We start from the raw sequence: 2,860 nt of genomic DNA, 5'->3' as shown, positions 1-2,860 counted from the left end.
ACTATTAAGAGAAAACAAAATAAGGCAAAAATAACAAGAATTACTGACTTCTTAACGTACAATTGTAGTAACAGATAAATCGAAAGTTCGAATAACAACATCCAGGTCTGCGTTAATGTCAGCCACTTTTGATTTTAGCTTTTCCGGTCCCTCCTGAATTTTATCCAATTGATTTTATCGTGAATGAACTATGAGTCGATTATAATAGTTAGAGTGAACTCTAAGTCAAGAAAAAAATAATAAAAGGATAGTTAGTCCATTATGAGGGCTAACTATCCTTTTCATTTACTAAAGTAAACCTTGATGAATGAAATAAATCTCGATGTAAACTATTAAATATCAGTTCACATTTGAAACCTTTATATTATTGAATTTATCGCAATTTACCGATTTTCTTCGAAAGCTTAAATTGTACCGCAGGTACTATCTTACTGTTAATAAGATTAGTCCAGGCTGATAATGTACTTGATTACGTCCTTTTTTAGAGTACTAGTATCAGTATGTCCAAGTTTAGAAGGTTACTTACAAACGTTGTGGAGTGTTTGCACCAGAACCCTTTTTTTTGTGAAAATACTTTGGATGAGATCGAACCATTATGATCAAAAATACTACCTCTTTCAACTAAAGAAGTAGTATTAGTAACTGAAATAAAATTGTCAAAACAACACCAATAATGATAACGATTGCTAAATATATTCGCTTCTTTCGTTTGTAAGAATCTTAAAATCTTCCCTTTTTGAATGCAGCTTAACCATAAATTTAATTTTTTTTGTAAATGTGGAACTATCTCATTACTTACACTGTCTATTAAGCGTTAAAACATTTTTTATTTAATATTTTAAGAAAGGAATAATCATTTATAACTAAAGGAGTAGATTGAATTGAAAAAAATATGGATGCTGCTTTTCTTTTGTTTTGGAGTTATGTTGGTAGGATGTAATAAAAACGAACCGCCAAAACAAGCATTTGAAGAATATATCAATTTATGGAATGATAAAAAATTTACAAATATGTATGATCATTTATCAGAACATGCAAAAAAAACGATTTCTAAAAAGGAGTTCACAGAGAAATATCAAAAAATTCATGAGGGTATTGGAGTTAAGAATTTAAAAGTTAAAACGAAAGGAGAGAATACTAAAGATAAAGAACTTTTTCTTTTTGAAGTTAATATGGATACGGATGGAGGAACAGTTTCATTCATCCATGAAGCAAAACTCGTGAAAGATAAGGAATCTTGGAAAATAGATTGGACACCAGACTTCATTTTCCCAGGTATGAAAAAAGATTACAAAGTACGTATGCAAATTGAGCAAGGAAAACGTGGAGAAATATATGATCGAAATGGAAAAGGGCTTGCAACGAATGGTAAAGCGACTGAGGTTGGAATTATTCCAGAGAAACTAGGCGAAACGGCAGCGCAAACGAAAGAAACAGTAGCACAACTACTTGATATGTCTACAGAAGAGGTCGATCAGAAGCTCGCAGCGAAATGGATAAAACCAGATTCCCTTGTACCAATTGGTATTTTAAAAGAGGGAACCAGACAGAATGATTATATTGAATTAGAAGGAGTTTCATCTCGCCCAGTAAATATTCGTACGTATCCATTAGGAGAAGCAGCGGCACACTTAACGGGATATATAGGAAAGGTGAATGCAGAGGAGTTAAAATCGCTTCAAAGAAAAGGTTATCAAGCAGATGATTTAGTAGGTAAGACAGGTTTAGAGAAAGTACTAGAGAATAAATTGCGTGGTGAAAAGGGTGGACGCGTATTTATAGAAGATGAGAACGGGAAAGAGATTAAAAACGTAGCAAAAAAAGAAGCAAAAGAAGGGGAAAATGTTACGTTAACAATTGATGCTGCAATTCAAGAAAAAATCTTTAATGAGATGAAAAATGAAGCAGGACCTAGTGCAGCGGTCAATCCTAAAACGGGTGAAACAATCGCACTCGTAAGTAGCCCTGCTTATAATCCAAATATAATAGTTAGAGGAGCGTCAAAAGCCCAAAGAGAAGCATGGAATAACGACTCGAAACTGCCAATGATGAATCGCTTCACAAAAGCATTTGTACCAGGTTCTGTATTTAAAACGATTACAGGTGCAATTGGTTTGGAAACGAAAACAATAAATCCTAAAGAAGAATTTAAAATTCAAGGATTAAAATGGACGAAAGATTCATCGTGGGGAAATTATTATGTAACACGTGTGAAGGAAGCTAGTCCAATTGATTTTGATAAGGCAATGAAGTACTCTGATAATATTTATTTTGCTCAACAAGCTTTGAAAATGGGAAAAGATCAGTATGTAAATGAATTTAAGAAATACGGATTTTATGAAAAATTACCAATCGAATACGAATTTCCTATTTCAACAATTGCAAAAGATGGGATAAAAAACGATATTCAACTAGCAGATACCGGATATGGACAAGGACAAGTATTAATGACACCACTTCATTTAGCATTAACATATGCACCGATTGTGAATGAAGGAAATATTCCGTCGCCTCATCTGTTAAAAGAAGCAAAAGTAGCGGGGAATTGGAAAGAAAACGTGGTTTCTAAAAAGAATCAAGAGATATTAAAGAGTGCATTAATAAAAGTCATTAATGACCCTGATGGCGCTGGGAGAATTGCTAAAGTTGATGGTGTAACTCTCGCTGGTAAGACAGGTACAGCAGAACTGAAAGAATCGAAAGAAGCAGAGGGTAAAGAACTTGGATGGTTTGCAGCTTTCGATGCAAGCGCGCCAAACATGATTGTTACCATGATGATTGAAGATGTAAAAGGAAGAGGCGGGAGCAACGTTCCAGGTGAAAAAATAAAACATGTTTTTCAGAAATAATACTTAATTAG

General features: G+C 33.7%; 1 protein-coding gene and 1 pseudogene. One reads left to right on the top strand and one right to left on the bottom strand.

Going from position 1 to position 2,860, the window contains the following annotated elements; translation table 11 throughout:
• Positions 1-57 precede the first annotated feature (57 nt).
• Positions 58-144 (bottom strand): annotated as a pseudogene (locus AB3X48_RS20565) (SDR family NAD(P)-dependent oxidoreductase); the annotation flags it as partial.
• A 737-nt stretch (positions 145-881) separates the two neighbouring features.
• On the opposite strand from AB3X48_RS20565, the gene AB3X48_RS20560 reads away from it, so the two are divergent.
• Positions 882-2,849 carry a penicillin-binding transpeptidase domain-containing protein gene (locus tag AB3X48_RS20560; protein ID WP_367959877.1) on the top strand — a complete coding sequence of 656 codons (1,968 nt, stop codon included), beginning with the start codon at positions 882-884 and terminating at the stop codon, positions 2,847-2,849.
• Positions 2,850-2,860: the final 11 nt, after the last annotated feature.

Origin of the sequence: Bacillus sp. S4 (assembly GCF_040838205.1) — a bacterium.
GTDB classification, from domain to species: Bacteria; Bacillota; Bacilli; order Bacillales; family Bacillaceae_G; genus Bacillus_A; species Bacillus_A cereus_U.
Note: the sequence above shows the minus strand (reverse complement) of the source record. Positions and strands in the feature narration are given on the sequence as shown.